The 24,349-nt window shown below is 37.8% G+C and carries 27 protein-coding genes; 12 read left to right on the top strand and 15 right to left on the bottom strand.

Annotated features, from left to right (window positions below; all coding sequences use genetic code 11):
- Nucleotides 1–11: 11 nt before the first annotated feature.
- Entirely contained in the window at nucleotides 12–1,364 is a 1,353-nt protein-coding gene (locus BM308_RS00345; RefSeq protein WP_074942318.1) for an ATP-dependent DNA helicase, read from the bottom strand.
- 83 nt (nucleotides 1,365–1,447) lie between these two features.
- Nucleotides 1,448–2,032: a single-stranded DNA-binding protein gene (locus BM308_RS00350; RefSeq protein WP_074942319.1), complete on the bottom strand. Its 585-nt coding sequence runs from the start codon at nucleotides 2,030–2,032 to the stop codon at nucleotides 1,448–1,450.
- A gap of 337 nt (nucleotides 2,033–2,369) precedes the next feature.
- On the opposite strand from BM308_RS00350, the gene BM308_RS00355 reads away from it, so the two are divergent.
- Nucleotides 2,370–3,422 carry a hypothetical protein gene (locus tag BM308_RS00355; protein WP_074942320.1) on the top strand — a complete coding sequence of 351 codons (1,053 nt, stop codon included), beginning with the start codon at nucleotides 2,370–2,372 and terminating at the stop codon, nucleotides 3,420–3,422.
- A gap of 115 nt (nucleotides 3,423–3,537) precedes the next feature.
- On the opposite strand, the gene BM308_RS00360 is transcribed toward BM308_RS00355, so the two are convergent.
- From BM308_RS00360 to BM308_RS00385, 6 genes are all read right to left on the bottom strand, one after another.
- Nucleotides 3,538–4,113, bottom strand: a complete 576-nt coding sequence (locus tag BM308_RS00360; RefSeq protein WP_074942321.1) for a hypothetical protein — start codon at nucleotides 4,111–4,113, stop codon at nucleotides 3,538–3,540.
- A 40-nt stretch (nucleotides 4,114–4,153) separates the two neighbouring features.
- A complete protein-coding gene (locus tag BM308_RS00365; RefSeq protein WP_074942322.1) occupies nucleotides 4,154–5,128 on the bottom strand; it encodes a ParB/RepB/Spo0J family partition protein in 975 nt (324 codons plus the stop codon).
- 37 nt (nucleotides 5,129–5,165) lie between these two features.
- On the bottom strand, nucleotides 5,166–5,765 hold the full coding sequence (locus BM308_RS00370) for a hypothetical protein (RefSeq protein ID WP_074942323.1): 600 nt from the start codon (nucleotides 5,763–5,765) through the stop codon (nucleotides 5,166–5,168).
- A 312-nt stretch (nucleotides 5,766–6,077) separates the two neighbouring features.
- Entirely contained in the window at nucleotides 6,078–7,169 is a 1,092-nt protein-coding gene (locus BM308_RS00375) for a recombinase RecT (RefSeq protein WP_074942324.1), read from the bottom strand.
- Nucleotides 7,170–7,321: 152 nt separating this feature from the next.
- Complete coding sequence (locus BM308_RS00380; protein WP_074942325.1) at nucleotides 7,322–7,591, bottom strand: hypothetical protein; 270 nt, start codon at nucleotides 7,589–7,591, stop codon at nucleotides 7,322–7,324.
- Between the two features lie 443 nt (nucleotides 7,592–8,034).
- The gene (locus tag BM308_RS00385) at nucleotides 8,035–8,802 is read right to left on the bottom strand and encodes an endonuclease (RefSeq protein WP_306704478.1); all 768 of its coding nucleotides are present in this window, start codon (nucleotides 8,800–8,802) and stop codon (nucleotides 8,035–8,037) included.
- Nucleotides 8,803–8,890: 88 nt separating this feature from the next.
- Between BM308_RS00385 and BM308_RS00390 the strand changes: the two genes are divergently transcribed.
- From BM308_RS00390 to BM308_RS00410, 5 genes are read left to right on the top strand one after another with little or no spacing between them, the layout of a single operon-like run.
- Nucleotides 8,891–10,036, top strand: coding sequence for a DsbA family protein (locus tag BM308_RS00390; RefSeq protein ID WP_074942327.1), 1,146 nt, complete (start codon nucleotides 8,891–8,893; stop codon nucleotides 10,034–10,036).
- Nucleotides 10,037–10,053: 17 nt separating this feature from the next.
- Nucleotides 10,054–11,097: a hypothetical protein gene (locus BM308_RS00395; RefSeq protein WP_074942328.1), complete on the top strand. Its 1,044-nt coding sequence runs from the start codon at nucleotides 10,054–10,056 to the stop codon at nucleotides 11,095–11,097.
- 3 nt (nucleotides 11,098–11,100) lie between these two features.
- Nucleotides 11,101–11,322: a hypothetical protein gene (locus BM308_RS00400; protein WP_074942329.1), complete on the top strand. Its 222-nt coding sequence runs from the start codon at nucleotides 11,101–11,103 to the stop codon at nucleotides 11,320–11,322.
- 3 nt (nucleotides 11,323–11,325) lie between these two features.
- A complete protein-coding gene (locus BM308_RS00405) occupies nucleotides 11,326–11,910 on the top strand; it encodes a hypothetical protein (protein WP_074942330.1) in 585 nt (194 codons plus the stop codon).
- An 11-nt stretch (nucleotides 11,911–11,921) separates the two neighbouring features.
- Nucleotides 11,922–13,532 (top strand): hypothetical protein, encoded by a 1,611-nt coding sequence (locus BM308_RS00410; protein WP_074942331.1) that lies wholly within the window; start codon nucleotides 11,922–11,924, stop codon nucleotides 13,530–13,532.
- Between the two features lie 196 nt (nucleotides 13,533–13,728).
- Here BM308_RS00410 and BM308_RS00415 read toward each other — a convergent pair whose 3' ends face one another.
- On the bottom strand, nucleotides 13,729–15,171 hold the full coding sequence (locus BM308_RS00415) for a BspA family leucine-rich repeat surface protein (protein WP_074942332.1): 1,443 nt from the start codon (nucleotides 15,169–15,171) through the stop codon (nucleotides 13,729–13,731).
- A gap of 159 nt (nucleotides 15,172–15,330) precedes the next feature.
- Nucleotides 15,331–15,453 (bottom strand): hypothetical protein, encoded by a 123-nt coding sequence (locus tag BM308_RS13565; RefSeq protein WP_306704485.1) that lies wholly within the window; start codon nucleotides 15,451–15,453, stop codon nucleotides 15,331–15,333.
- A gap of 300 nt (nucleotides 15,454–15,753) precedes the next feature.
- Between BM308_RS13565 and BM308_RS00420 the strand changes: the two genes are divergently transcribed.
- The 6 genes from BM308_RS00420 to BM308_RS00445 all read left to right on the top strand — a co-directional run bounded on the left by BM308_RS00420 (nucleotide 15,754) and on the right by BM308_RS00445 (nucleotide 19,378).
- On the top strand, nucleotides 15,754–16,299 hold the full coding sequence (locus BM308_RS00420) for a hypothetical protein (RefSeq protein WP_074942333.1): 546 nt from the start codon (nucleotides 15,754–15,756) through the stop codon (nucleotides 16,297–16,299).
- Between the two features lie 28 nt (nucleotides 16,300–16,327).
- Complete coding sequence (locus BM308_RS00425; protein ID WP_074942334.1) at nucleotides 16,328–16,546, top strand: hypothetical protein; 219 nt, start codon at nucleotides 16,328–16,330, stop codon at nucleotides 16,544–16,546.
- Nucleotides 16,547–16,916: 370 nt separating this feature from the next.
- Nucleotides 16,917–17,957 carry a hypothetical protein gene (locus BM308_RS00430; protein WP_074942335.1) on the top strand — a complete coding sequence of 347 codons (1,041 nt, stop codon included), beginning with the start codon at nucleotides 16,917–16,919 and terminating at the stop codon, nucleotides 17,955–17,957.
- Between the two features lie 127 nt (nucleotides 17,958–18,084).
- Nucleotides 18,085–18,720 (top strand): DUF4417 domain-containing protein, encoded by a 636-nt coding sequence (locus tag BM308_RS00435; RefSeq protein ID WP_074942336.1) that lies wholly within the window; start codon nucleotides 18,085–18,087, stop codon nucleotides 18,718–18,720.
- On the top strand, nucleotides 18,720–19,103 hold the full coding sequence (locus tag BM308_RS00440) for a glycosyltransferase family protein (RefSeq protein ID WP_074942337.1): 384 nt from the start codon (nucleotides 18,720–18,722) through the stop codon (nucleotides 19,101–19,103). Before BM308_RS00435 ends, BM308_RS00440 begins: the two co-directional genes overlap by 1 nt.
- Nucleotides 19,100–19,378, top strand: a complete 279-nt coding sequence (locus BM308_RS00445) for a hypothetical protein (protein ID WP_074942338.1) — start codon at nucleotides 19,100–19,102, stop codon at nucleotides 19,376–19,378. Before BM308_RS00440 ends, BM308_RS00445 begins: the two co-directional genes overlap by 4 nt.
- A 49-nt stretch (nucleotides 19,379–19,427) precedes the next feature.
- Here BM308_RS00445 and BM308_RS00450 read toward each other — a convergent pair whose 3' ends face one another.
- The 5 genes from BM308_RS00450 to BM308_RS00470 all read right to left on the bottom strand — a co-directional run bounded on the left by BM308_RS00450 (nucleotide 19,428) and on the right by BM308_RS00470 (nucleotide 23,943).
- Complete coding sequence (locus tag BM308_RS00450) at nucleotides 19,428–19,706, bottom strand: hypothetical protein (RefSeq protein ID WP_074942339.1); 279 nt, start codon at nucleotides 19,704–19,706, stop codon at nucleotides 19,428–19,430.
- 64 nt (nucleotides 19,707–19,770) lie between these two features.
- A complete protein-coding gene (locus BM308_RS00455) occupies nucleotides 19,771–20,829 on the bottom strand; it encodes a hypothetical protein (RefSeq protein WP_074942340.1) in 1,059 nt (352 codons plus the stop codon).
- Nucleotides 20,822–21,520, bottom strand: coding sequence for a conjugative transfer protein MobI(A/C) (gene mobI, locus BM308_RS00460; protein ID WP_074942341.1), 699 nt, complete (start codon nucleotides 21,518–21,520; stop codon nucleotides 20,822–20,824). Before mobI ends, BM308_RS00455 begins: the two co-directional genes overlap by 8 nt.
- A gap of 381 nt (nucleotides 21,521–21,901) precedes the next feature.
- On the bottom strand, nucleotides 21,902–22,459 hold the full coding sequence (locus BM308_RS00465; RefSeq protein ID WP_074942342.1) for a hypothetical protein: 558 nt from the start codon (nucleotides 22,457–22,459) through the stop codon (nucleotides 21,902–21,904).
- Nucleotides 22,460–22,530: 71 nt separating this feature from the next.
- Nucleotides 22,531–23,943 carry a hypothetical protein gene (locus BM308_RS00470; RefSeq protein WP_074942343.1) on the bottom strand — a complete coding sequence of 471 codons (1,413 nt, stop codon included), beginning with the start codon at nucleotides 23,941–23,943 and terminating at the stop codon, nucleotides 22,531–22,533.
- Between the last annotated feature and the right edge of the window lie 406 nt (nucleotides 23,944–24,349).

The raw sequence follows: 24,349 nt of genomic DNA on the forward strand, positions 1-24,349 counted from the left end.
TACCCTCCCCTTTAGCAAGCCATTCTGTACTGTTCCAATACAGTCTTGGATACCTTTAATTTGCTTGTGGTCAAAGGCATGTTAAAGTACGTATTCTGAATGCTCCTGCAGCGACTGAGTGCAACATAGAGCTGCCCGTTGGCGAATATGTCCTGCACATCTATATTTACGCTGTCATAGGTCTGTCCCTGACTCTTATGGATTGTAATCGCATAGGCCAACTTTAAAGGAAACTGTGTATAAGAGGCTTTTTCGAGAGGAACTACCACCTTACTACCGTCTTCACTCTCCCCTAGCTCATAGTCAAAGATTGTCCATTTGTGGGGCTGAATAGATACTACTACACGGCTTGTATCTAGCAGCACATGGATTTCATCACTAAGGATCTTAACAACTGTGCCGAATGAGCCGTTCTGATAAGCTCCTGCATAGTCATTTACTAGAAGCATTACTCTTGCGCCCTCTTTTAAGGACAGAACCTCGTCACAGACAAGATCAGAACGTTTTATCACCTTGTTGGGATCGTTCTTCTCCATTTTGAATTCGTACTCGTCTCCATCCAGCTCCTGCAGACGCAGATAATTTATGTCGTCAGCTTTCTGATTTTTAGAGCACAGAAAGATTGCGTCCTCAATCTCATCAGGACTGCGGTTGTTGTTAAGGTAATCCAGACCGGATACATTATTTAGACGAATGTTATTAAGAGCAGTAGCAAAAGCGTTATCTTTCTGTCTTACCACCTCGGTTAAGGCAATAGTCTTAATCTGCATATATTCCCATGCTTTGCTCTGAAAGGCGAAACCTTCACTATTTCCCCAAAGTTCACGCCAACACTCTCGTTCACTGTTAGTGATAACAGGCGGGAGCTGAAAGAAGTCTCCTACACATATAAGCTGAATAGGAGCTTTCTTCTCTGTTCTTCCTCGTCTAAGGTTTTCCTGAGCGATGAACCTTACTACATAGGTGAATACGTCCTCTCGACACATTGAGATTTCGTCAATGATGACAATATCAGTACTTCTTAACAGTGAGCTTATTGCCTTGACATGTTTCTGCTGTTCATGTGGTGATAACAGATTAGAAGGGATCTTAAAGGTACGATGCAGAGTAGCTCCACCGATCTGCTGTGCTGCTATACCTGTTGGTGCAGTCAGAAGAATAGATTTACCCTTATTCAGAGCTTTAAAACGATTGATAAGGAAACTCTTTCCTGTACCGGCACCGCCTGTCAGAAAGACATTAGCTCCGGAATTTAAAACAGAGAGAGCTTCTTTCTGTTCTAAGGTCAAATCATCCTCTGCAGGTAAAGGTTTTAGGTCATTATCAAGGCCAAGAGTATCCCTGAATATGTCGAGAGTTCGCATAATCCTATGTTCCTTAACAGTTATTTAATAAAGGTGAGAAGTCCCTACAAGGAGACATATAGAGACTTCTCTATCTGGAGCTTTTAGAAAGGAAGATCATCGCTCACAGGAGCATTTGAGTTTGGTGAGTTGGAAAAGCTCTGCTGATTATTAAAGTTGTTGGTAGGCTGATTCTGAGCCATCTGTGGCTGATAACTACGCTGTGGCATCTGATTAGCCGACTGTGCATTATTAAAGCTGTTGGTGTTGCCCTTGCCATAACCACCATTATTGCCATAATTCTGCTGATTTCCGTAGTTCTGATTATTCTGTGAACCACCATTACTGTTGTTTCCATTGCCTGAAGGCAGTAAGTTCATTTCGCTGACCACAATCTCGGTTACTGTTCTCTTGTTCCCCTCTTTGTCGTCGTAGGATCTTGTCTGAATTTTGCCTTCTACATAAAGATTAGAGCCCTTATGCACGTACTGATGTGCTATGTCGGCTAATCGGCCCCAGAATACAAGACGGTGCCATTCTGAGCTGGTTACAGTCTGTCCTGCATTATCTTTATAGGTGTCGTTGGTACACAGAGAAACATTAGCAACTGCTGTGCCGTTGTTTGTCTGACGGAAAGTTGGCTCGTCACCTGACGTACCTACTAGTATTACCTTGTTTACTCCACGCATTTTATATACTCCAGATTATTTTATATTTCATACGTTATGTTTAATTGTGTTTACAGAATATCATTCTATGTTACACGTGTCAATAATATAATGTAATTTTATATTACATTATATTTGAACAACATGTACTATATTATCAGTGCGCAAGAATAAAGAAGTTAATAGTTGGGGATGACGAATAGAAAGATATAATTATCATTACATACTGAGATAGTAGGCAACCTCAAAAAAAACTAAATTAACTATCTTCTTTTTTTTGATTTACAATAAGTTAGCAATTCTATTTAGTTGTATTCAAAACTATATTTTTGCTCAACTCTAAATATAAGTGAAAAAAATGAAATTATTAAAGTGTGTGTGTATTTCTCTATTATTTTGCAATTACGTTTATGCAGATCAAAGTGTCGAGAAGTTGTTAGAAAGATGTAATCAAGAAGATATTTCCACGATAGTTTCACAATCCCAAAATCCAGGTAAAACATTTGATGATGTTAATAATTTAATACGAACATTTGCTCAAAGGTATAAGGAATCTATAAATACCAATCAGGATGTAGATTTTGCCTTAACTCATAGTGCAGAGCAAAGAAAGACAATAGACGCATATGGCGACTGTGTAAAAAAAATAAAAAACCCAACAACTTTCTTAGCATTAAATCTTGCGCTTTACAAATTAGCGATAGGAAAGGTCACTAATGGATATAGCTCAGATTTTGTAGTAGCGAGAAACATTGTTGATAACGAATGCCAAAAAACAGGTATTAAAGCCGTATGTGAAACCGCTGAAATAATGTCGAACGTAAAACAAGCAGAAAGATTCACTACATTAGGAGAACATTTCAAATACAGTCTGCCAAACAACCTCTGTGAACTGCATTCAACTGATCCTATTGAAAAAAACTTACTACAACAGGCAAAATCAACAACTCCAAAAGCAGATATTCCGGTATTCTTCGTTGACTGTAATTCATTAAACAAGGTCAAGTCTGGAATTGAAGTACCTCAGTTCCCTACATTCGGTGCCATAAAGAATCTTAAACAGAAATATATCTTCTCAAAGCAGTCATTTTTGGAAGAAATGGCTAAACGTTTTAACGTAGACAGTGCTTCATTGAATAAACTCGTCGATGAAAACATGAAAAAGGGAGCAGAGAATTTAGATTATCAAGCCGAGGTTTCTGCTTCATCAACAAAGTATATGGGAAGAGACGAAGATTCTATTTATATAGCCGGAAATTCTGTACTGAATGGAGAAAAATATAAGTTCATATCTGCATTCTCACTTCAGAAAGGAGTGGTATTCAATATAGAGATATATTCAGCAGACAAGAACACAAAAACAAATGAACTTCTAAAGTTTGTAGCAGGTCTTAAAAATAATCTTAAGTAAGACATAGAATTTGGAGACCAAACACAAAAGGGCAATAATGCCCTTTTTAGTTTTAACTTAGTCAATAAATTTAGCCTGTCAAAAAGCGACAGGCTATAAAAATTTCGTATATAAACTACAAGTCTTCCTCTCCTAATTCCGGTCTAACTCTCTGTTTCTCTCCCTGTTTGGAGGTAGTTACTAGAGTAGCCACCGCTCTCTCAAATATATGTGAGTTTTCATCAAGCATTTTGGTCAGTTTAAACGGATTGAACACACCAAAATCAGAAATAACGTAGTAAGCTGAGCCTTCTCCTTCCTGTTCGGCTTTAGGTGCTTTCTCTCTTTCTACAATGACACCAAAATCGTTTCTAAGGCTGGTTATCTGTCTCCAGAGCTGATAGCGGAAGTTCTTGATATTATTCATATCACCGTCCCAACCTAAAAGACGGTAAATACTTCTCTCCCACGCTCTTTTATTGTCACGTGAAAAGTACACGGTAAAGATGTAAATAAACGTGTACTTTCTAACCATGGTAAGACTCAAGACAAGATTAGGTGTCTTTGAGTCGTTTTCTTCACTCTGTAATGCCCCTTTATTTCCTTTATTCACGCTATTCTGACGTGATCTCCATTCTTTGGAGGCTCTCTCGTTAATATTATTATCATCGTTAGTGTCGGAGAGCTCGTCATTTGTTGTGTGTTTTGGCATATCTAAGCTTCCTGTGTTTTCCTAATGTTGGTACACCCTATCAAGGTTTATGGGTTGAGTATTTCATCACATACTCTGCAAGAGCTTCAGCTATAACCTCCTCTAAATCCTTGTTTGTCTGAGTTACATAATCCTGAACCAATTCTGCAGTATTCGGCATGATTTCGTCTAAACGTGACCATTTGACAGACAGTTTGTCTCCAAATATTTCCTCACTAACCGTTTTCTCAGAAACTTCTTTTGCAGTAACAGAACTCTTAAGCTTTTTAATTGCTGCATCAAGCACCTTATTGGCTGCAGTCTGCTTAATCTGTCTTAATTCTTCCTCGTCCCTATCATCTTCAGGGTTAATCTCACAGAAGATTTCGTTAACCTTTTCAACAACGCCCTTGGCAAGTTCACGCTTCTTTTCCTTAACTGCAGCGAACTTTTTCAGGAAATTAAGGTTTAAGTCTACAAAACTCTGCATTTCGAGAGCATCAAGTTCACGTCCGATCTTCAGCATTACATATAAATAGGACTTTTTTACCGAGAGCATCTGGCAGATTTCATCAACCTTAACGCCACCCTGCTCTAATTGAGTTACTGCCTTTACAATATCCACAGCAGGAGGATTGTCACGGTGAAGGTTTTCAACGACCTGCATTGCAATACGTTCAAACTCGTTCTTTGGCTTATCACGTACAATCGCCTTAATGGTCTTAGCACCAATTCTCTTGCTGGCTCTGTAACGTCTTTCACCGCAGATAACAAAGTATTTGCCGTTCTCAAAGTAAACGGTAATCGGATTTAGAAGTCCCTGCTCCTTGATGGTCTTACCAAGTTTCTCCAGAGCACTGTCTGAGAAAACTGTTCTCACCTGTTCCCTGGTTTCAATCTTATCGAGTTCTATTTCCTGTACTCCGGTAAGCTGTGTGCTGTTACCGGAAAACATTTCCTTAACCGAGTCAATTCTGTTGTTAAAATTGTCGAAAGTATCTGGAAGGCTTGAAAGCTGTTTTAATAAGTCTGACATTTTGAAATTCCGTATGTTCTATCTTTAATCCATTCACCTAAATCTTCATGGTATTCAGGGTGAATGCGCCTTCCGTGAATCTGCTTATCTCGTCTGCAGAAAGAGTGTTTCGCTTTTCTCGAATCTTTCTGTAGGCTGATGATCTTGTTTCCATGATCTGCAGAATATCCTTCATGGCGGTTTCGTTACTACCGCTGACATGGATTTTCCCATCCAGGTTAAATATCAGCGAATAAGCATTTAACTCATAGAGGGTTTCTGCAATCTGTATATTTATGTTTACGAGTTCAGCTATATCAAGCTCTGTTTCACCGCTAAAACGGTCGTAACAGCTACCGATAATGAATTTAGCAACGTTCAGTAAGACTTTTTCTCTGAATTGATCAAGATTTCCGATATGGAGTTCACCTTCCCATTCTCTGAATGCTGTCTTAACCGCAATGTCAAACAGACGGTTTAGCGCATCATCCCAGACAGTCTGGAGATATTCCTCCACAGGGGAAGTGTTATAGCTGTCTAGCTCCTCTATCGGGTTGTTATCATCAAGAATAATCCTGACCAATGAACGGATAGAACCTACAGCAAGACCCGCTGCTGGTAACAGTCGAACCTTGTAATCTGATAGGATTTTACTCATATACCTTTCCTTTAAGCTTAATTGATAAAAAAGATTGCTCAAATAGCAAAATCAGACAAATAAGCTTACTCGTTGATTTACAAATATATTAAGTTGCAGATTATCGCAATAATGGGCAAATTGTTGCAATAGTAGCGCAACAAATCTGTATTTTACTGAATATGTTTTTGAAAGTTTTCCTTTGGAGGGGAAATTTCCACACTGTGGAAAAAAGTCATAGTCATCAGCGAAATATGCTAAAAAAAGACCTTAACCGCAATATGGGGCAACGGTTAAGGCCAATACACAACAAATGTCCTTTATATAAGCCGTTTATGCAGTTTGAACGGTCTGTTCTCCACTGTAATCATTGGCTGCTTCTGCAGGTGCAGCATTAACAGTATTCTGTACCGCATCATTTCCTGCAGTAGCTGAATTATCTGCAGCCTGTTGTTTGAACAGCTCGTTCATTTCATTGGCTTTCTTTACAAAACGTGCTCTGAATTCGTCCGGTAGATGGTTAATCTCAGTTCTTGCCGAGTCAATTAAGATCTTCATATCATGGGTACAGTGGCACTTATCCAAAGCTTCATTCAGTACGTCATAAATCTTCTGATGTTCGATATTCATCTGCATGGCAGCATTGATAGGAGAGCCGGTAATCTCCGGTACATCGTCCTCGAAGTCACCTCTGATACTGTAGGCAACTCTCATGGCACGGGTAAAAGCTCGGTTGCACATCATCTGTTCAGGATGTTCAGTCCAGGCACCGGTTGAGCCTATATCTGAAGGGAAAGCATACCCTACTGCAGGATGAGAAGTGTCCTTACGGTAGATACGGCATTCAACACGTGCAGGAACCTCTTTAGTCACAGTGATAGTCTTCTTTTCGTTTCTACCTAACTGCTGATTGTATTCCCATCTGTTTATCTGAACTTCTTTCTTTACAATGCTGTCACTGATAGTGAATTCAAAACCGTCAGAATTGGTGTTATTGGCATAAATAACGTAATAACCCTGAAGTAAGATCTGAGCCTTAAGCACATTGTTCTTACCGTCATAGTATGTGGCTATGGTATCTCCACACAGAGGATCAAGGTTGTTGGATAGACACACCTCAAGATAGGAAATAATGTCTGAGTGGGATATGGCTTTTATCTGATTGCGCTTAATGTCGCGGAACATCTTCTGGTTCATGGCAAACCAGAGATCATCAATGGAAATTTTCTTGTTGAACTGCTTCTTTATCTGCTCTACATAAGGAGCGAAACGAGGAGTTAAAGGTAAACAGCCATCCTTATCGGGATCTGCGAACTTGATAGCTTCAGAAGGTGTGTCATTGCTGGCTTTTGCCATGTTACTTCTGATGGTGCTTATTTTAGAGTTTAACTGTTCAAGATCTAATGCGTCTGCTGTGTTTTCCATAAATATATCCTCGCAATGTTATGTATGATTATAAAATCATATTAGCACATGAAGTTACATTGTCAATATGTAACGTAAAGTTACATTATATATTTATAGAATTACATAATCTGAACTGTTTAGAACATGGTTTGAAGCCTTGTAAAACGGAATTAGTGAGTATTCTTAAATACTTCACCGGCAATTAAAGCTCCGGCTACAACAGTAGACATCACTCCTACATAAACGTACTCGCCAAAGGTCATTTCCTTCTGAGGCTCTTCTTTCTTCTCTGTCTGTTCTGCAAGCTCTGTATCTGTTTCTACAACAGCCGGTTTGAGCAGTTCTGCTTCTTCAGGAGTTCTCTGGATCTTAGGCTGAGATGAGCATGCCTGAAGATTAAGAAAAGCAATCAGTGTTATTAGAGAAATCAGCTTTGACATAGGATATTACCTTTGAAGTATTCTTGTTACTAATCATAACAAGAGCATTAGGAAGATTTGAAGATACAGACAAAAAAATTTCTAACTATAGATAAATATCTTTTGAAATCAATATGATAAAGAATGTAGAAATGATATAATAGAGATAATGCTGAGGGCTCTCAGCAGAGGTGGTTCTATCTGCTAGTAGAGCCATCGGCCAATGGCTCTACGGTAGCTATAGGACTAAATATTAACAATTAACCTAAGGATCATCATGAAAACCTTAGTAATTTTAATAGCTGTTCTATTCCTACTGTTATGGTCTTCAGCCGTATGGTAGGATAGAACTTCCTAATTCAAGGCGGGAGATTGGGGAATCTCCTGCCTTGTTTTCATTATAGAGCCGAATTATATTTAACTCAACATCAAAAAAATGAATTAGTCAACACAACCAATTCAGTTTAGTTCACAACGCTTTTCTTCTGTCTTAATGATAGATATTTACACTTCTCTGTAATGAATGGATTATCGTTTCCCTGGACAAGTTCAATCAGCTCATTGCGTCTGCATTCATTCCTATCAGGACGAAACCTGTCATTCCACGCATTAAACAGCTTTTCTTCAGCAACAGTTAGTGCAAGATTGTAGCGCTGGCTCATGTATAAATAAGCTCTGGCTATAATTCCCTTTGCTCTGTCGGGAGGAACAGCTTCGCCTAGTTTTGGAGAAATCTTCAGCTCACAGCGACCGTAAGTAAATGTCTCAGAACCGGAGTTAATGCGGTTGGTAAAAGCATAGTTGCTTCTGTCGCCATTAACCTCTCCTATGGCGGGATAAAGATTATGTAAATCCGACTCCATACGGTCAAAAAGAGGACTTATAAGTTCACACTGCGCCCTACCCTGACCTTTAGGAGCATTTACCCAGCAGGAAAGAGTATGACCAAAGACATACGCTGGAACAATATGTTCTGCCTCAATACGGTTTGCTCTGATTTTATCCTCACGCACTGCATAGCCACAGCTGTTCAGCTCTGGAAGATAGCGATCTTCTGATTTGAATATAAGTCTGCAGCCACAGTACAGAGTAGTTGGCTTATCCAGCTGTGCTTCAATGATTTTCAGATCTTCCTTTGCTGACGAGAAATCGGCATGCACAGGAAAACATACGGCAAACAACAGAGTTAATGCTGTAGGAAAGGCTTTTAGAGTCATAGCTCCGAAACTCACATATCCCCGAAAATGTCCCCTCTTAGTAAATATGCCCCACAGATCTTTAGTGCATGATGTGGGTGTTTTTTATTCAGGAGAACAAATTATGTTTCTAAAGAAATTTAAAAAAGATAATAGCGCAGAAAACTCAAATCCGGCAGCAGAATCTTCTAAGGCAAATCAAACAGATAAGAAAAAGACTTTAAATATCAGCAAGCTAGCAGATGTGATGCGTCAGATAATTTCAAATAAAAGTTCTCTGGCTTTATGTACCTCATATCTTGCCGTGGGCATTGCAACTTTTGCATCAGTAACCGCAGTACGTAACAGCCACAATAATGTTTTTCTGGAATCCGATGAGAACATCTCAAGAACTGTACTGTCACAGGACGAGACTACAGCAACGTCTTTAGATAACAAGGCACTTGCTGAACTAGAGGCTCGTATTACCCAGAATGTCATCGAAAGTGTAAATGCTACAGCAAAAAATACCGATATGGCAAAAGACGCAGAGAACAGTATTCCAACTGTTACAGACAGCGAAATCCGTTTTATGAACAAACAGGAGTTTGCCCTGGCGGTATCTGAGGCACTTGAGGAAATCCGTTCGCAGGAGATTCGCAGAGAGGTTATCAATAAAGAAGCAAAATACGCCAATGCTCAGGACACTGTACCTAATAACCGTCATCTCTATGGCAATCCACAGGCTCGTTTCCTAATCAAAGAGTTCTCAGACGTAGAATGTCCTTTCTGTAAGAATTTCTTTGAAACACCAAAAGAAGTTGCCGATCAGTCCAACGGTCAGGTTGCCGTGGAATGGGTACATACACCACTTTCCTTCCATGATCCGGTTGCTACCAACGAGGCGATTGTGACCGAATGTATCTTCCAACAGAAAGGAAATAAGGCATTCTGGGTATCACTGCAGCACCTCTTTGATACCACCTTCGGCAACGGTAAGGGCTCATCTGCTTTAGCTTCTATTCCAAAGGCATTTGAACTAGACGAGGCGGAATATCTTTCCTGTCTGAACTCTGATGCCACCAAGAAGATTATCGAGGACAACAAGAATTATGCTGCAGCCAAGGGTGTCAGCGGAACTCCAGGCTCACTCATCATTGATACCAAGACCGGAAAGGAGCAGTTCATAGGCGGAGCACAAGATCCATATGTACTCATGGAGGCGATTGAGAAGCTGAACGCCGAAGAAGAACTGGCTGTTGAGAATAAGGAGAAGAGCCAGAAATCATAGGCTCTGAGGTTACACAAATGAACGTTCGTAAGACCTTATTTGCCGTTGCTTTAGCCTGTGCGTTAACCACTCTTGTTAATGCCGATGACAGCACCTTTGGTTTTGAGTCCCAGGAAGAGAATCTGAATGAATCAACCTTCGGCTTTGAGTCACAGCTCCCCATGTCCGATGAGGAGCAGGAAATCCTTAAGCTTAAACAGCAGACCATGTTTGAGAACATCAAAGAGAAGCTGATTAAGAAGGACTACGGCAAGTTTGTAGAGAATGAGAAGGTACAGAACAAAACCAAGATGGTCTATACGCTCAGAGAGCTGCTTAAAGATCCGAATATATCTGCAAAGAGAAAAGCCAAGCTCACAGCGCTGCTTAAGAAATACGAGAAAGAAGAGCGTGAGCAGCATAGAGACTATAAGAACTTTATGCGTCAGACCAATAAGGAGCTCTCTAAAAACCGCAAGGAGCGACAGCAGAAGCTAGATAAAGCGGTTGAGGAGATAAAGAACAGATCTTTGGAGAACAACGGGGTATCCCATGGGGAGCAGAAAGACTCTGATGGTTTCTTCAACCTTCAGGGATATGTAAAACCACAGATACAGTACGTGCGTTATGAGCTCTCCGAAACTGAACATAAACCACATCTTGAATACCCTCGTCTTGAAATGAGTGAGGCGGAGTATCAGCAGATGTTCAGAACCGTTGATTACAACTACCGCACCTTAAATGAGGCGCAGAGAGACTTAGCTGACGGTGTAATTCTTCCGAACCGTCCGGTTTATGTATCTCCTGAACGCAAAGATCAGATGAAGAAAGTCATTAGGGCTTTCTTTAATCAGGGAGGTATTGCCAGGATGAAGGCTTACGAGAGAGAGGCATTCAACGCCATGATATTCAACTACGGTCTGCAGCTACTAGAAACCGGAGAGGTGGTAGAGCTTGAATTTATAGACGATTACACCGGCGGCAGACCAATGCTGACACCAGACATTCCTATGCCGGAGAACGCCCAGCAGGTGAATATCGGGGGCTATAACGGCAACAGCAATGGAATGGAGGCCTATTAAAGAATGAGCAGTACAGAGAGAGCCTTACGCCTACGTAAAGTAAAGGAGCATATCAATCAGATTCTGCAGTTAACCAATGACGGTCTGATTCAGGTGGAAATCGACCTGTCTGGAGACGATGAGAAGGTTGTATATCTTGATAAGTACAGAAAGCCTATCTGTGCGGTATCGGTTAAAGGCAAGAGTCCTTTGGGCATTGTAAAAGAAACCTTTGGAGAGATGTAACGTATGGAAAGACTTCATCTAAAGATTATTGTGGGAGCTATTCTTATCAGCTCCCTTTCCACCTATCTTGCCTACAGTGATATTTTCAAGGGATTAAGACTATACAGAACTACCGCTGTTCAGCAGCAGACAACGGTTAAACCACAGCCGTTCATGTCTATTCCCAAAGCAGTTCGTCTTGAAGCAGCAAAAGAGCTTCAGGAGAATCTTATGGGAGCCAAGCTTAATGAGGAGAACCGCAGGGCATTAAATGCCCAGATTAACGAAGTCGGGCTTTATATCAACGACAACTCGGATATCGAGCTTTTAAAGGACGATTACCATGATGTATATACCAATCCCAACCAGGGAAGAATTTTCAAGGACTATGCGTTCTCAAAAATACATGGAGCAGATGAGGAGGAAGAGGAGGAGGAAATTGTCAGCACCAATCGTTTAACGACCCGTGTCAGTTACAGAAAAAGACTTCTGATGCAGTACATATTAGGACAGCTGCAGCACAGCCTGAAGACCGACTCACGTTATAAGGGGCGACGTGTAGGCGGGAGTGAATATATTCAGGAACAACTTAGAAAATACGGCAAATAAGGAGCTTAACGATGCGTTTACAGCAACGACATCTTGTGAATACGGCTTTAATGTTATGTGTAGTAGCTTTTGCTACTATTTTTTTGTATTGGCTTTATAGCCGAACCATTACCCTTGATGATTTATCCTATCATAACAACAACATGCCAATACTGCGCTGGCTTGCTCTGCGCTTTACGAACTGGTCACAGAGAGTGTTCATAGACTACACGGTGTACGGAATACTGCATATCAACAGTACAGTGCTGCCCAAGGTGATATGCGGTTTAGTTACTCTGGGGCTTATTGCCGTTATCTGTGCATTATTCGGTTTGTCTAAGCCATGGTTTATTGCAATGGTAATCCTGCTTTGCGGCTTTCAGTCCTATCAGGAAATAGAAGGCGCAGGCTATTTCACCAGCATCATAAATTTTCAGCTCCCTCTGGTTTTAGGTATTTTGACAGTAAAGCTGCTGCTTTCACGGGAAATCAATGGTTATAAGGCTCTATTGCTGTTTGTCTGTGTCCTGTTCGCATCTTCACTTGAGACGGTTGCTTTCGGAATGACAGTAGGACTATTGGTACTGTACTTCTATGTGCCAAAGCAGAATCGCTCGTTCGTAACCATGTGTTTAGTGCTGTGCATATTCTCCATAGTGCTGTTCTATGTATCAGGTGCTACTGATTACAGACTGTGTGTGCATGAGGAGGAGCGTTTTCCAGAGTATCTGTCTACCTCCGTTTTCTACCGTAGTTACGTGGGACTTATGACCACGCTGCTTTATTACTGTTTCAATCTAAACTCGTTTATGCTGTTTCTGGTACTGACAGTAATCTATGCACTTACCCGCTGGTCCATGGTTAAGATGCTTGTGTGTGCTGCTGTTCTAATGCTGCTGCAGTACCTGGGCTCACTGATGAATACCGAGCTTAACTCTACACTTCTGTACTACCGCTATGGAAACACGCTTGATCTAACTTCCGTAAAGATTGTTTTAATGTTTCTGGTGTCCTGTGGGATTATGGGGGCAGTGATTTATGGAGTATGGAGGATAAACCTCTCAGGGAAAGACAGAATAGCTGTTTTATCTATGCTTTCGATAGGTCTTATGATGAGAGTGGTCATGGGTTTCTCCCCTACTGTGTTCTTCTCCCTAGGAAGAACGTTTATCTTTACCAATTTTGCATTCCTGCTGGCTGGTGTTTTTATACTATATCGTCTGGGGATTTTGAACAGTAACGTCATCCGTACACTCATTGTTTGCTGTTTTGTTTTCTGTACCGCTCCACGTATGGCATTCATGCTTTCTGAAGATTTTAAGAAGTTCCCAACATATCCAGATTATCTGATGCCTGAGGAATACGGTGGAATCCTGCTGCAGTGTGCAGAGAAATATCCAAAAGTTACAGAGTTCTCATCTGGAGGGAAAGTAAAGGATTTGTATGGCGATGTGGTATCTGAAACAGAGAGAGCTCAGGCGGTTGCTGCAAGACATAAACGTCTGGTTGCAGGAAAGAACCCGTTACCACATGTGTTTAATGTTTCCGATCTTACGATATACAGAATCAATTATGAGATTAGGAAAAATGATCCGGCCAATCATGAAGAAACGGCAAAAGAATCACGTTTAACCTATAATTAGAAAACAAACATTATACCTTTTCTTGATCCTCCCTAAAACTAGATTAGGGAGGATTATTTTTTTTAATTGTAAGAAACTATGCTTTGTCTGCTAAAGACTCTATACTGTATCCTTGTGCAAAATTATTCTTCCCTTTTACTAATTTTTTTCTTGCTATAGTAACAAAAGGTATGTGTTTAGTTGCAAATGTGGCAAACTATTCGTTCCTGTTCTTTTTCTCTCCTATATCACCACGGAAAAAAGTTCCATGACTCACAGTCCAATCTCCAAATTTTCCATTAAATAAAGAATGACTGAACATTTGGAACTTATTTGTTTTTTCAGACACATTCCACTCACTAAGATTACCGTTAAATTTTGAACCTTCAAACATTCTCTCCATATTAGTAACATTAGAGACATCCCAATGACTTATGTCTCCATTGAAGATTGAGTGATAAAACATACGAGTCATATCATTTACACTAGAAACGTCCCACTTACTTATGTCACCATTAAATTCTGATTCATTGAACATATAACTCATATCCGTGACTTTAGAAACGTTCCACTCACTAATATTGCCGTTAAATTTTGACTTGTCAAACATACAACTCATGTTCGTAACATTAGAAACATCCCACTTACTTATGTCACCATTAAATTCTGCCTCTTGGAACATAAAACGCATATCACGTACATTAGACACATTCCATTCACTAATATCATTATTAAATTTTGAACAACCAAACATTCCAAACATATTCGTAACGTTAGACACATCCCACTTGCTAATATTGTTGTTAAAATTTGAATATGAGAACATAGCTCCCATATTCGTAACTTTAGACACATCCCATTTTTCAAGTGATTGATTAAATTTATAGTTATACTCAAACATACACCCCATATTAGCAACATTAGAGACATCCCAGTTACTGATATCTCCATTGAAGATAGAGCGAGAAAACATATGCCTCATATTGGTAACATTAGAGACATTCCAAGAACTGATATCGCCTGTAAATTTTGAACCATCAAACATTTTCTCCATATTAGTAACATTAGAAACATCCCAATTACTGATATCTCCATTAAAGACAGAACCAGAAAACATATGACTCATATTGGTAACATTAGAAACATTCCACTCACTAATATTGCCGAAAAAATTTGAGTGTTCAAACATACTTTCCATATTGGTAACATTAGAGACATCCCAGCCCCCAAGATTAATCTTGCCGAAAAATCTTGAGCCGTCAAACATATGACTCATATTTGTAACATTAGAAACATCCCAATTACTGATATCTCCGTTAAATTCAGCATTCTGAAACATACCCTCCATATTAGTAACATTAGATACGTTCCATGAACTGATATTAAGTTGAGTTCCTTCAAACGAACAATCTTTAAAAAGACAACTCATATCTGTAATTTCAGATACATCAATAAAGTCAAGGTCAAGGTCACAGTTATACTTCTTATTTTTTTTGTGTACCTTGATTAGATTTAATAATTCGTTTTTAGTGTGAACTCTTACTGTATTTATTGATTGAGCTTCATCAGTGTTATGTTGCCGAAACTGTTTTCCACATTTCTCGCAATAGATTGCATTATCGTCTTCTTCTGCTTGTCCACAATATCTACAGTATTTCATTGAGTTTTCCTTATACTCTGTATGGTATTTCTGATAATTTCAAAAAGTCATTGTTATTGTTTTTCACTTTCTTGTCGCATAACTTATTTTGTTCAAGAAAGAATTTTAAACTCGGTTTTATTCTTGCTTGACCAGGCGAAATGGTTATTGATTTTATGGTTAGAAATTTGATTTAGAAATAAGCTCTTTTTCGTCAAATAGTTTTAAAATTTGAGATTCTGGAGGAGATGGAGCTAAATCTTTCGGAATATTTATATAATCAGAGATTTTCTTCTTTTCCATAAAACTATGACCATTTTTTCGATTTGTTGAATAAAATCTTCTTTTGAAGTATAGATATTGGAAATCAACTAAACAAGAAAAGTAGAAAGGACTTAAAAACGGCATGATAAAATCTATGACAATAATGTATCCCATTACACTAACAATATAATTAGTCTACTTTGACATCTTTTTGCACCTATACAAAGCCATAAGTATCTTCTAAGTCAACACACGTAACATACGTCCGTTTTTCTACATTGTGTATATACCATCTAATGCGTCAGCATTTTTTTATCAGTCTGATAATAAGGATTTATCTTGAAAAAAATCGGTGTTGCTGCAACTCTTGCAATCCTATCTCTTGTGCCTACCGGATGTGTTAATTTAGAAGCTTTACGACAGTTAAGTGATCCTCAGACAGTAGGTTCTCAAACAGAAACCTCTCACTTATCACAGATTGATCTTGTTGAACGTATTGATAAACCGGCTGTTCCAGCTAAGAACTCTCTTGATCAAGTGTGCAGACAATACAGAAGAAATATGAGAGAAGAACAAAAATTGCTAGGAGATCTTTATACGGTAACAGCTACCGCATCTTACATTCATCTACACATGCCTGACCTTTTTGAATTTGGGCAGAACCTAGATGATGGTACTCCAAACAGACATCACACCAGAGTATACACAAAATTAGTTGGAGAAAATTTTATTGAATATAAAGATTTTTCCAACTCAACTGCTTATGAAGTTGGACAGAAATATACGTTAACAGGTCAATTAGTTCGTATACGTTACGATGGCTCTCGTTGTACCTTCATTTTGTCTAACGGCTACAAATACAGACTTTCTTCAAAAGCATTTTAGTAAACTTGTTATTAATCGAGAAAAACAAATGATATATTCCCAAAATATTGAGACAGAATCACTTGAAGGAACAAAATCGGAGAAGCTAAAAGGAAAACCTAGAATTGCTCCAGAGGACAAACCTATAGCACGAAACCTATATCTTCCAAAAGAGATTTGGGATCGTCTCGATGAAGAGTCTAAAAAATTATATATGAGTAGAAATGCTTATATATTGTCTTTAATTCTGAAAGGGCTTGAGAGCTGAAGTTTTAGAGCAAAAATCTATAAAGAAAAAGGTTGGAGAACTGCTAATTCCCCTACCCAAATAAGCGATGATTCTAATTTACCATGCAAATGGTAAAATGAAGTAATACTCAGTGCTATGTCCAGATAGTTCTGAGTATTGTTATTTTGCCTTAATAGAATTTCTATCCACTAGCATTATATGAAGTTCTTTAGAAATCATTTCTTGCACTTAAAACAAGAAAACACTCTCAATTTGCATTCTAATTTCTAACGTATAATTTCAAATATATTTAATTTCTTGAATCAAACTGACTTCTTTACAAGTAAGATTTTCAGAATCATATCCGAAGTTTTAACTAATTGAATAAAGTATCGGCGGAGTGAAATAAATGGCATTTTTATCTAAAGAATCAAAAGAGTTTACTGATCAATTATTCCATAAAAATATTTTGGAAACCTACCGTTCTACAATTGAGGATCTTGTTGAAATTCTAGAAAACAGAACAAGTTTGAGTATCAAGACACTTGTTGATTATTACGATAAGCAATACAACTCATCATTTTTTGGATGGAGACCTTTTATTCCCGTTGCTAGTGCTAATACAGTTAAAGCTCATAAAAAATGGAATAAATTTGATGATCCAGAAATTGATAATATATGTGAAAACTTAATTATTCCAATTGAAACTGCTTCACAAAATAACAAAAAACGAATAAAAAGACTCATTAAAGCGCAAGAAGATAAGGTTGTTGAAACTATTTATGATGTTTTGGACACTTTTTCAGTATTAAAAAAAATGGGGCGTAAAAAAGACAAAACTAATAAATATGAAAGCATGATTACTTCTTTGATTGTTGACCATACAACGCTAGTAACCATTTACTATATTGATGATAGTTTTTACGATATTAAAAAAATCCTTGCCAGAATAAAACGTTACTTAGCAAATTTAGAAAACGTCAAACAGATTAGGAAAGGGACAAAATCTAAAATTTATCAGGCTCACAATCAGCAACTCAACTATTCATTTTCATACAAAGATAATCAACTTCTTGAATGGGAAATAATATATAAGGCCTTATATCAACAGCTTTTAGATTATTGGAATACCTCCAAAGAAGAAAAAAAAGAATGGTTAAAACTTTCTGACAACGAAAACTATCCAGAAAAAATTGATTGTTTTATAGGAGGAACTCTTCGAGGATGGTCAACAGTTGGAAATGAGATGTTATATGGTGGTGAAGAAACATCAAATGGGTCAGCAAAACAATTAACTCAAAAACTTGTAGATTTATACAAAAATAATAAAGATATCTTTTTAGGAGATTTTATTTCACAAGACCATTTCATTATGTCTCTACCAAGAATTATTGACACTTTATATGAGAACATCCTCAATAAGGATCTTAAGGCCTTTCTTTTAGACTAATCTATCAACTTTCTTCTGTTACTAGTAAAAACTTTTTTTTACTAGTAACAAAATTTTGATATCTGAAAACCTTCATCATTTTTCTGTACATTTTCCATAAGGAATCCAATTTAATCGGAGAATAATTATGGAATCATTGAGCGAACAGAAAAGAAACAATGAATCATTTTTAAGAAATCAATTTCACTCAGAAAACAGATTCGGTTTTCCTCTAGTACGGAAACAAGATATAGACCTTAGAGGAATAGTACTAAAGCCTGTATCGGACATTAAACCCAACGACAAGTCTAATAACGGCAATGTTGGAGTTCATTTTTTCGTAGATGACTATAGATTTACTAAATACTTTGATCATTACGAGAAATATATAAATCTGTTAAAACAGTACAAATTTGTTTTAACACCAGATTTCTCCTTGTATGCGGATATGCCTATATGGCGACAGATTGAAAGTGTAGGAAAAAACAGATGGTGCGGTGCCTATTGGCAATCAAAAGGCATACAAGTTATTCCCACAATTAGTTGGTCTTTATATTCATCCTATGAGTTTTGCTTTAAAGGTGTTGAAAAATACGGAATAGTTGCAATAGGAATGATTGGGGCTAAAAAGTCAAAACTTAGATTCTTGCGTGGATATGACCGTATGTTAGAAGAATTGTCTCCAAACAAAATAATCTGTTTAGGAACACCTTTTCACGAAATGGAAGGAAATATCTTTTCCTTTGATTACTGTAACTCAAGAAAGATTGGAGGTAAACAATAATGGGAGGAAGAGGATCTTTTGCGGCAGGGAATAATGTTGCTTTCACATATAAAACTGTTGGCAGAATCAATGGAGTTCAAGTATTAGAAGGATTACGTGGTCATCATAGTTTACCTGTAGAAGCTCACAGCAGTACTGCTTATATAAAACTAAAACCCGACGGTACATTTCATGAAATGAGAATTTATAATAAGGATAGATATCTCGTTGCCGAAATAGCATATCATCCAGAAGGAAAGTTAGGTAAAAGCGGAAATAATGTTTTACATATCCATGAGTACAAAGTACCAGGAGATTTCTCAAAAGAAAACAGAACAACAAGATTACTTACACAGCAAGAAAAAGAAAAATACAAACCATTCCTAAGAGGAGTAAAATTATGATTAACGGTGATGTTCATGAATTTTTAGATTTACTTAGCGATGGATTTGAAGTTGTTTTCCTATATAAAGGGAAGAAATACTGTGCACAGGGTTTTAGTGACGATGCTATAAACTATGAACTTGTAATTGAACAATGGGAACCATGGTCTGACAGTTATATCTGGAGTAAAACAAAAAAAGGCGATTACGATATTGATGCGTTTCAAAAAGATCCCATTATAGACGGTAAAACCTTTTGGGAAATCCAAGATGAGATTGAATGGGTTGACTGTTAGATTAGGGAGTAGCAATCATAATTTCACGATGGTTGCTACCCGCTGCAATTTATCGGCTTTTCATCTCCGGAGTTACAGAATCTGACTTTGATACCACAGAATATTTCTTCAGAATATGAGCTTTAAAAGCCTTAATCTTTTCGTTATCTCCAGCAAGTAAATCTGCATTTATGATTGTATAAAGTTCAGTGTTTTCCTTCTCAAGCTGAACAATGCGATCTGACAGAACAAAACATCTATCAGCCAGCATATAGCCAGAGTACACAATCACCATTACACATAAAGCTATCAGAAACTGCGATAGCTCACTTAACTTAATCTTTTCCATACATTGATACCATTTTTTTAGAGAAACGTCTCTATGAGCATTCTCGTTATACTCTCGTCACCAATTACTGTATTGACCCGTTTACTGTTTTAGCCAGCACTTCAAAGAGATCATCTTTTGGTCTTCCGTTAAAGGTCGGCTCCCCCTTTTCAAAGTTAATTCTGCTCATCAGATTACGTCCGTTATCAGATAAAGACAGAAGTCCTTTTTCAAACATCATTCTGTAGAAAGGAGTTGGGTTTTCCATAAAGGCAACACCACCAAGGCTAAGAATATATCGAGCGTTAATGCGATCCATATAATGCTCAAGTGTTTCGTCCTTTCTTACCTTATCGTTGTATCCATACAGAGAGAAACTACCAAGTCCATTTGCAACTTTGAATTTGAAGACATTCTTTTCCTGTGTCTTTTTGTCCTCTCTGATTCCTCGAGAAATATCCACCTCGGTTAAATCAAAATCTCCCCTGGCGGTTTTGAAACTCAGAGTATCAATCTTCAGCTCAGAATGTTCCGGTGCCATAGGAAGATATCTGTTATCAGAATTAGTTAAAGAGGAAATAGGAGCAACGTAGGTCACGCCATAAAGTTCAGAGTTATATTCAGGAAATTTCTTTGAACGAAACTCTGCTTTGGGAGTTTTAATCTCCGCAACAATCATGTCACTGTAATTTTTTCTGTTCAGATTTTTTAAATCAGAATTAGTGAGTTTGATTTCACCCTCGATTACATCTGCAGTGATTTTTTCTGTCCTTGAAAAATAATATGGGTCTGGTTTTATTTTCTTGAAAGTAATGTCAGCTCCGGTGAAACCGTTAATGTAAAAATCAAAATGCTTTGTCAGACCATTTTGTATAGAAAAGTCTTCGGCTATGTCGACAGAACCACTCGAAAAGAGTAAGAAGTTTTTAATTGAAATACTCGCAACTCTTTTTTTGTCTTTCCTCGAAATCACGTTAATGTTTTCTGAAAAGAAACCGTCTTTCTGAATCTCAAAATTCATTCTTTTTAGATTCTCAAAGACATTTGCCTTAACGTGAAACTGAGCCAGAAGATTTACTGCAATCGCTATACATAAACCAAAACAAAATAGATAGCAGCCACCAATCTTAAGATATTTATTCATCGTTAAGTCCACCGTCTAAATCAAAGATAGAATTGTCCATAATCGGCTTGAGAGATTTCTTATCAAAACCGTTTGGTGTACTGATCTTCCTTGCAAAAACTTCAAGGGATGCGACCATGTAATTCTTCTGGCGTTTAAGCTCTGTCAGATACTTGTTCATCTTTCTGATTTCTGCAAAAGCTTTCTCGTATTTCATTACTAAATCAATCTGCCACTTCTTACCGTGGAAACAGTTTCTCGTATATCCTTTAACAGGATCTTGTGTAATCATCTTGTAGAAGAATTTAGTTTCACCGTCTTTTTTTCTCCCGCCCTTTTTGAACCAATAAATGGTTTCACACTGACCGGAATTTTCTATAAGATTGTTTTTAGGAAATTCGTTTTTTACAAAGTTCGGATAAACGGTAAATTCAAAAAACTCGTTTCGGGATTTAGCCTCAGAAGTGGACTCTTTATAAAAATCTGATTTGAGTTTTTTTGCGTACAGATACATGATCATTTTGAGAAAGGCAGCACTGTCTGTTACATCATTTTTAAGAATATTCATTGCAACATTTTCAATGTTAGAAAGATCATTTGCTGTTATTTCCGTGTAGAGATCATCGGAGTCTCTGCTGTCTTTGCCTATATTCCCTATGAGCTGTTCAGCAAGTTCTCTTACTTCTTGCACTCTGTTATTGTGTTCGTTCAAGGTTCTAATGCTCCTTAATGGGTGTCATCTGATATACATGCATTTAGAGGAGACGAGGGGCGTCCCCTATAATACGAACATATCCTTTTATACCTTTTTTCTTAATAAATACAAAAGGTTATATATATTTGTATTATTAAAGGGCATGGGGCAAGCCATTTAGTAATAAACGTGTTTTAAAAACCTTACTATGTATGTATTAAGGGGTACGGGTATTGTCGTTTGTGGGATTATAGAAACTCGATAAGCACAAAGGTCTGAGGATAGGGGTAACTTTGGGAGAGCTGCTATAAACACAGAGAGAAACCGCCTATTGTATGTATCAAGTGGCATAGGGGATGCCACTTTCTAAAATCAGAAAAATAACCAGACATTGAGAAATTAAGCGCCTTCTTTCAAGTCCTCATTATCATCTTCTAAAGAGGAGTCTATCAGCTCATTTCTGTCCATAAATTTAATTGCTTTAGCTTTATCGTTATAATCCACATCGCAAGGTAGAACCACCGGTTTACCCTTTGGATTTCCATAACTGCTGCAGAAAGAATTTAGCTGTTCAATCTCAGAATCAGTTGTGTTTTCATCAAAGCCTTCTGCATCAATTGCCATGAATAAAAGTGAGAGAATCAGCTCCCTGCATTTGAATTTTTCGTTACTGATTTCATTACGCAGAGCCCGTAAATTCTGTCCGGTACTCTGAGCTTTTTTCTGCATCTGAGAAGGCAGTTCTGCAAACTCACTACTCATCAGAAAAGCTTTTAACTTTCTGCAGAATTTCTGAGCGGTTTTATCAAGCTCACTACACGTATCGTAGTATTCCATCAGAGATAAATTCGACATGGATTTTCTGTAATTTAAGCTCAGATCTTTCTTTGAGGATTTAATAAAATCCATGACACGATCAAGAAAAAGTTTGATTTCCTCTTTACGTTCATTATCCATGGCGATATCCCCTTAATATGAAGTTTTTGGTGTTAATTATCATTTCTTGTTCTCTCATAAAGAGTTTGTTTCTATGTTGTTCTTGTTAGAAGAAACCTTTGCGGATTCTCATTAAGACTTCTCTTAATTTCCAGACAAAGTCTCCGTTTTTTTAATAACTCCAGGATTTCTTTTTCACTTAATCCATCAACACTTCTGCTGTTAATTCTCGACAGAAAATAAGTTGTCTTAGGAGTCAGATTAAGTTTTAAGTGAGCTGCAGAACCATACTTCGGTACAAAGCAGCAGACACTGTCTTTTATGTTCAGATCGGGGTAAAGGATCTTGAGTGGTCTTAGGTTATGGTCAACGTAAATTCTTAATCCAAGATCATCTTTTCCTATGTCGGGAACAGATAAATCTATATTCACAACTGACGACGAAGGCGTTGGTTGTGAGTTAATAAAATTCAGTTTAGAAGAACTGTTAGAGTCCTTATTTATAGGGGTAACGTTTTTGATTAAGCTCCCCTGTCCTGTCTGATTAGTTTTCCCCTGTGGGTAAGATCTTTTCTGATTAAGCGTCTTGCGCCCAAATTTTTTTGAAGTAACTCTCTGCAGTTTTTTACAGATTTTTTTCTGCACAAAAGCTCTTAATTCTTCTGCTGTCGGAACGTTCTCTCTACTATTGTCTGTGCTTTCATTTCTGAATCTTTTCTCAAGAGTTTTTCTACAGTTATCAGACTTCTCCAGATGAACTTTTTCAGAATATTTGTTGGCGATTTCGACATTAAAATTAACCGCACGAACAACAGATTCTGTCTTCGATTTTCTGTCCACTGCACAGGTAAAAAGACCTTTGTTTTTTAGATTATTGAACGCTCTTTTTAAGGTCTGTTTTGAAATTCCAAGCTTAGAACTTATCGTTTCCGCTCTGGTGTCATCGGTTATCAGCCCCACGCCTGCACGTGCGTAGAAAGATGAATTATTCAGAAGATATGAGAATACCAGCGAGTCACGATCAGAAAGAATAAAGTACCCGTTTTCATCTTTAAGGTTGAAGATTAGAAGATACTTTCTGCGGTTGTAATTCTCTTCATTTCTGATGATGAACTGACGCTTGCCGTTACCCTCGTAACGGTAAAGAATGGTGTGCTCCTCAAGCTCGTTTAAGTGTCTTCTTACTTGAGTATAACTAAACAGACTTTGACTTCTCTGAGCTATCTGCTCGTTGGTTAAATCAATGCTCATATCACTTGAGTTCTTCGTGATATTGTTAAGTATCGACAGAAAAACTTTCTGTGTCGGTGTAATTGGAAGACTGAGCTGTCCATGGTAAATAATTCCGGTTACGCTGAGTGTTAAATCCGCAATTGAGAATAGCTTTTCACTCTCCTTTTCTGCAGATAGATCTGTCCTGTCAGAGCTCATTTCTTCAATAATTTTTCGCTGATCCTCTATCGGAATCATGCAGGCCTGCTCTTTAGCCTGTGGTATATCCAACATAATTTTCCTTATGGGGATACACTCTTTTTTTTCTATATAGGTCTGCTGAAGACAGATAGCTCTCTACCGTCTTCTGATACTTCTAAATGCTCAGATAATGTAACTTAACTTTACAAAAAAATACGATGTATCTATAATACAAACCCATAGGATACTAATGACAATTTTTGAGTGTATCCATTTGTGCCCCGATGCTCCTGCTAAAAGTTTCGGGGTTTATTTTTTTTAAGGACTATAAATTCAGAATATCTCTAACAACTAATCTGAATATCTACAAAGACAGTGGTCGTACTTAGTGCCGACTTCTCTATTTTTTGAAGGGTACTTCTATATCTGTGGTACATAATTCTTATTCTATTTTTTTTATAGAACTGTCTTAGGAACTTATAATCCGGCCTAAAAATAC

Source organism: Succinivibrio dextrinosolvens, assembly GCF_900116345.1.
In the GTDB taxonomy this organism is placed as follows: Bacteria; Pseudomonadota; Gammaproteobacteria; order Enterobacterales; family Succinivibrionaceae; genus Succinivibrio; species Succinivibrio dextrinosolvens_B.